Annotated in this window: 6 protein-coding genes and 1 tRNA gene; 5 read left to right on the forward strand and 2 right to left on the reverse strand. The window is 73.3% G+C overall.

Going from position 1 to position 5239, the window contains the following annotated elements; all coding sequences use genetic code 11:
* From PINTE_RS24055 to PINTE_RS20210, 5 genes are all read left to right on the forward strand, one after another.
* Positions 1 to 199 (forward strand): hypothetical protein (locus PINTE_RS24055; protein ID WP_217996666.1); only part of this gene is annotated, 199 nt, incomplete at its 5' end.
* A gap of 67 nt (positions 200 to 266) precedes the next feature.
* Positions 267 to 1151: a dTMP kinase gene (tmk, locus tag PINTE_RS20195; protein WP_084343857.1), complete on the forward strand. Its 885-nt coding sequence runs from the start codon at positions 267 to 269 to the stop codon at positions 1149 to 1151.
* Complete coding sequence (locus PINTE_RS20200) at positions 1148 to 2290, forward strand: DNA polymerase III subunit delta' (protein ID WP_068434211.1); 1143 nt, start codon at positions 1148 to 1150, stop codon at positions 2288 to 2290. Before tmk ends, PINTE_RS20200 begins: the two co-directional genes overlap by 4 nt.
* Before the next feature lie 189 nt (positions 2291 to 2479).
* Entirely contained in the window at positions 2480 to 4069 is a 1590-nt protein-coding gene (locus PINTE_RS20205) for an alpha/beta hydrolase (RefSeq protein ID WP_306304874.1), read from the forward strand.
* A 170-nt stretch (positions 4070 to 4239) separates the two neighbouring features.
* A tRNA-Thr gene (locus PINTE_RS20210) sits at positions 4240 to 4313 on the forward strand.
* A gap of 42 nt (positions 4314 to 4355) precedes the next feature.
* Here PINTE_RS20210 and PINTE_RS20215 read toward each other — a convergent pair.
* Complete coding sequence (locus PINTE_RS20215; protein ID WP_084343858.1) at positions 4356 to 4799, reverse strand: DMT family transporter; 444 nt, start codon at positions 4797 to 4799, stop codon at positions 4356 to 4358.
* Position 4800: 1 nt separating this feature from the next.
* A complete protein-coding gene (locus PINTE_RS20220) occupies positions 4801 to 5115 on the reverse strand; it encodes a DMT family transporter (RefSeq protein ID WP_068434216.1) in 315 nt (104 codons plus the stop codon).
* Positions 5116 to 5239: the final 124 nt, after the last annotated feature.

Raw genomic sequence — 5239 nt, forward strand, 5'->3', positions numbered from 1 at the left:
CCGGGCGGCCCTGCAGGTCGCGGGGCGGGTGGTGGCCGGCGCAGCGCCTGATCTCGTGCCGACGCCCTGCGGGGCGGCGCTCGTCGACGGCTTCGGCGTGGCTTACGCCGTCGGTTGGTGGTCGTGCGTGCCCGGCTCCGGTGCGGTCGCTCAGTTTGGCCGGCCCGGCGCGGTCAGCGATCGGCCCAGTCGTGCGTGACCGGCCAAGGAGGGCCGTCGGCGCGGGCTACGGGACGCATGTCGGTGGGCTCACCTAGGCTCTGACCATGCCCACGCCAGTCAACGACGACGCCGCCAGGAGCCGCGCCCAGCGCTCGGCCGCCGCAGTCCCCGATGACGCGGCCGGTGGGCCGGCGGGAGGCTCGTCGGGGCCCGAGGGTGACACCGGCCTGTTCGTCGTCTTCGAGGGCGGAGACGGGGCGGGCAAGTCCACGCAGGCCGCATTGCTGTCGCAGTGGCTGGGGGAGCAAGGCATCGACCATGTGCTCACCCGCGAGCCCGGCGGCACGGCGTTGGGGCAGCGACTGCGCGAGGTGTTGCTGCACGGCAGCGACGGCCTCGCGGCCCGCGCCGAGGCGCTGCTGTTCGCCGCCGACCGCGCCGAGCACGTCGAGCGGGTCATCATCCCGGCGCTCGACAGCGGGCGCTGGGTGGTCTGCGATCGCTACGTCGACTCCTCGATCGCCTACCAGGGCGGGGGCCGCGACCTCGACGTGCGCCAGATCGGAGCGCTGTCGCGGTGGGCCACCGCCGGCCTCGTGCCCGACCTCACCGTGCTGCTCGACGTCCCCGTGGCCGTCGGCGCCGCCCGGCGCCAGGGGCCGGCCGACCGCATGGAATCGGAGTCCGTCGCCTTCCACGAACAGGTCGCCCAGCGCTTCCGCGACCAGGCGCTGCGAGCGCGGGACCGCTACGTCGTGCTCGACGCCACCCGGCCCCCGCAGGAGCTCGCACGGGCCGTGCGCGAGAAGCTCGCGCAGATTATCGAGGCGCCGGCCCCCGGGTTGCGCGTGGTGCGCGACGGGTCGGCCCGGGCCGGTTCCTCGTCCGGCCAGGGCGGCGGTTCCGGCTCGGTTCGCCAAGGCTCCGGCTCCTCGGACGGCCCCTCCGGCGCGGGCGGTGGCGCGCCTGAGCGAGGCAGGCCGAGGTGAGCGTTTGGGACGACCTCGTCGGGCAGTCTCAGACCGTCACGACGCTGTCGATGGCGGTCGCCGACCCCGAGCGGATGACCCACGCCTGGCTGTTCACCGGCCCGCCGGGGTCGGGACGCAGCAACGCGGCACGGGCGTTCGCGGCGGCGCTGCTGTGCCCCGACCAGGGCTGCGGGCACTGCCGGGAGTGCCGCACCGCGCTCGACGGCACCCATGCCGACGTGGAGTTCGTCGCCACCGAGGGGCTGTCGATCCAGGTGCAGCAGGCCCGCGAGCTCGCGTTGCTCTCGGCGCACCGGCCCTCGGTCGGGGCGTGGCGGATCATCGTCGTCGAAGACGCGGACCGGCTCACCGAACGCGCGGCCGACGCCCTCCTCAAGGCGATCGAGGAGCCGGTGGCCCGCACCGTGTGGATGCTGTGCGCCCCCAGCCTCGAGGACGTCATCATCACGCTGCGCAGCCGCAGTCGCCACGTGCGGCTGCGCACCCCGCCGACGGGCGCGGTCGCCGACCTGCTCGTGCGCCGCGACGGCGTCGACCCGCCGATGGCCCGGTACGCGGCCCGCGCCGCGCAGAGCCACATCGGGTTGGCGCGGCGGCTGGCCCGCGACGAGGGCGCCCGCATCCGGCGCCGCGACGTCGTCAAGCTCGCCAACCGCATCCACACGACGGTCGACGCGGTCGCCGCCGCGGCCGACCTCGCCTCGATCGCCGACGAGGAGTCGGGCGCCGCGGGCCAGGAACGAGACGCCGCCGAGCGCGCCCGGCTGCTGGAGACCCTCGGCGCCGACCCCGCGGCCCGCACGCTGCCGCCTCCGGTGCGGGCCCGGCTCGCGGCCCTGGAGAAGGAGCAGAAGACCCGCGCCACGCGCTTCGCCCGCGACATCGTCGACCGCTGCCTCATCGACCTGACGTCGGTCTACCGCGACGCCCTCATGCTGCACCTGGACGCGCCCGTCGAACTCGTCAACGAGGACCTGCGCCCCGAGGTGGAGAAGCTGCGGCGGTCGCGCTCGCCGGTGCAGCTGCTGGCGGCGATGGACGCCATCGCCACGGCCCGCGAGCGCATCGACGCCAACGTGCCGCCGGCTCTCGCCCTGGAGGCGATGGCGGTCGGTCTGCGCGCCCCGCGCGGCTAGTGCGGCTCCGACCCATATCGCGAGATCCACTGACACACAATGTGACTCGTCCGAAATGCGGTGCCAGCCGGGTCTGGCGGGCGTCTTGTCGGTGCGGGCCGGTAGCGTGAGCCCGGTAAACCCGGCACGGCACGGATGTCGTTTTCGACCGTTGCATCAGCCAGACACCCGACGATCGAAGGAGCCCACGTGAGTCGCGCACACCAGAGCCGGTGGCGGTTCGTCTCGGCGGTCTGCGCGCTCGTGCTGGCCGTGGCGGGCTGCAGCACATCCGGTGATTCGACCGGCTCCGACAACGGGTCCGACGCCGGCTCCGGGGCCACTCAGGCCGGAGGCGCCACCGCGCCGCCGCAGGGCCAGGAGCAGCTCGCGTCGTACTACACCCAGCAGCTCCAGTGGGGTGCCTGCGACGGGGTGAGCGGCGCGATGGAGGGAGCCCGGTGCGCCTGGCTCGAGGTGCCGATCGACTACGACAACCCCGGAGCCGGTGACACCCAGCTGCGGGTGCTCAAGGTGCCGGCCACCGGGCAGAAGAGCGCGTCGCTGCTGGTCAACCCAGGCGGCCCGGGAGGTTCGGCGGTCGACTACGCGAACATGTCCGACTTCGTCGTCTCCAGTGACGTGCGCCGCAGCCACGACATCGTCGGCGTCGATCCGCGCGGCGTCGGGCACTCCGAGCCGATCGTGTGCCTCGACCCGCCGCAGGTCGACGAGATGCTCGGCATGGACCCGACCCCCGACGACGAGGCCGAGTTCCAGGCCCTGCAGCGGTCCGCGCAGCAGTTCGGGCAGGCCTGTCAGCAGAAGTACCCGCAGCTCCTGCCGCACGTCTCGACGGTCGACGCCGCCAAAGACATGGACGTGCTGCGGGCGGCCCTCGGCGACGAGAAGCTCAGCTACCTCGGTAAGTCGTACGGCACGTTCCTGGGCGCCACGTACGCGGGGCTGTTCCCGCAGCGGGCCGGCCGGCTCGTGCTCGACGGGGCACTCGCGCCCGACCTCACCAGCGAGCAGATGAACATCGGCCAGGCCACCGGCTTCGAGACGGCCACCCGGGCGTACGTGCAGGCGTGCACGTCGGAGGGCAACTGCCCGCTGGGCCGCGACCTCGACGGCGGCATGAACCAGCTGCGCGAGTTCCTGCGCGGGCTCGACGCCAAGCCGCTGCCGATCACCGGCGACGCGCGGGTCAAGCAGCTCACCGAGGGCTGGGCGACCCTGGGCCTGGCCCGGGCGATGTACGACGAGACGTCGTGGGACGCGCTCACCGACGCGCTGCGGGCCGCCGACGGCGGCGACGGCACGCAGCTGTTCGACCTGGCCCAGGAGTACGCCGACCGCAGCAGCGACGGCAGCTACCCCGGCAACATCATGCAGGTCATCTCCGCGGTCAACTGCCTCGACCGCGGGTCGCAGCCGCAGAGCTTCCAGCAGCTGCAGCAGCTCGGGCAGCAGTTCGCCGAGAAGGCGCCGACCTGGGGCCCGTACATGGCCTACGGCTCGGTGTCGTGCGACTACTGGCCGGTGCCCGCCACCGGCAAGCCCGAGAAGATCACCGCCGCCGGCGCCGCCCCGATCGTCGTCGTCGGCACCACCCGCGACCCCGCCACCCCGTACGAGTGGGCCGAGCAGCTCGCCGACCAGCTCGAGAGCGGGCGCCTGATCACCTACGACGGAGACGGCCACACCGCCTACATGCGCTCCAACGACTGCATCGACAAGGCCGTCGACAACTACCTCATCAACGGCACCCCGCCCGACGACGGGCTCAAGTGCTGAGGCTGCTCGGAGCCGGTTAGGGGCTGGCTCAGGGCTGGTTCGGGACCGGTGCGGTGCCGGTTCGGGGCCGGTTCGAGGTCGGTTCGGTGCCCGTCGGCCGCTCCCCGAGCCGGTTTGGGCGCGGCAGACCCGATCCGTATACTGTCGTGAGCGCCCGACCGGGCGCACCTGCCGCTTTAGCTCAGTCGGCCAGAGCGATTCACTCGTAATGAATAGGTCGTCGGTTCGATTCCGACAAGCGGCTCAGGCAACGCCCCCGACTTCGGTCGGGGGCGTTTCTGTCTCCTCAGGGGTGCGCGGGAGGCTCGACCGGGTGCTCCGGGTGCTCCGGGTGCTCCGGGTGCTCCGGGTGCTCCGGGTGCTCCGGGTGCTCCGGGTGCTCCGGGTGCTCCGGGTGCTCCGGGTCGTGGCGCTCGCCGGGCACGAGCTTGAGGCCGATGACCGCGGCGATGATCCCGCCGATGAACACCACCTTCGGCCCGGAGACGGGCTCGTTTCCGGTGGCCATAGCCCACGTGACGGTGAGCATCGCGCCGACGCCCACCCAGACGGCGTAGGCGGTGCCGATCGGGATGTGCCGCGCGGCCCAACCGAGGCCGAGCATGCTCACGGTCAGGGCCGCGAGGAAGACGAGTGTCGGTGTCAGGCGCGTCAGCCCGTCGGACTGCCCCAGCGCGGTCGCCCACACCGCCTCGAAGACGGCGCTGACGAGCAGCACGACCCACGGCACGTCAGCTCACCACCTTCAGGCCCGCGACCGAGCCGATGAGCAGCACGAGCAGCAGGCAGCGCGCCACCGTCGGGCGCTCCACCCCGCGCGCGAAGCCCCACAGCACGGTCAGCGTCGCCCCGATGCCGACCCACACCGCGTACGACGTGCCCGTCGGCAGGATGTTCATCGCCCACGCCAGCCCGGCCATGCTGACCGCCATCGCGACGAGGAACACCAGCGTCGGCACCGGCCGCCGAAACCCCCGTGACGCGTCGAGGGCCGTGGCCCACACCGCCTCCAGCACCCCGGAGAGCACCAGCACCACCCACGCCATCGCCGGCCCTCCTCTGCCTAGGTCCGGGCACGGTCGCCCGCGAGCCCATCATCGGGCATGCGCACGGAGGCGCGCGGGGCCGGCCCCGGCTCGGGGTGGCGGTCGCGGCTCGGCGGTGCGGCTG

Origin of the sequence: Piscicoccus intestinalis NBRC 104926, from assembly GCF_001515525.1 — a bacterium.
Lineage (GTDB): Bacteria > Actinomycetota > Actinomycetes > Actinomycetales > Dermatophilaceae > Kineosphaera > Kineosphaera intestinalis.